At 29.1% G+C, this 347-nt stretch carries 1 protein-coding gene; it reads right to left on the reverse strand.

The genetic code is table 11. The features are described 5' to 3' along the window. The coding region (locus tag RMT89_RS41755; RefSeq protein WP_315888979.1) for a DUF2877 domain-containing protein at window positions 1-347 on the reverse strand (347 nt) is incomplete at both ends.

Consider the following 347-nt stretch of genomic DNA (forward strand, 5'->3'; position numbering starts at 1 on the left):
CTGGGAAAAACATCCTTCCACGGCTTGCTGTAAATAGTTTTTACTTACTTCTGTTGTAGTTTTCCATTTACTCTTACATGCCTTATTAACTTTAGTAAAAAATGATTCATCTATACATTCAGTCTCTTTGTGTAAGTATGTCAAAAGAGCAAGAACACCGCATATAAAATCATCACCAGAAGGTGTCAACCCCTGACCTTTACCTATATTCTTCACGATCTTTTCAGGTTCATAAAGCAAATTAAATCTGAAGTAAATATCTTGTAAATTTAAATAATCAATATAATTTTTTATATTTTTACCATTTAAAACTTTATTAGCTTGGATTAAAAAATAAATCTCTGCAT

Source organism: Streptomyces sp. P17, from assembly GCF_032436805.1.
Classification (GTDB): Bacteria; Actinomycetota; Actinomycetes; order Streptomycetales; family Streptomycetaceae; genus Streptomyces.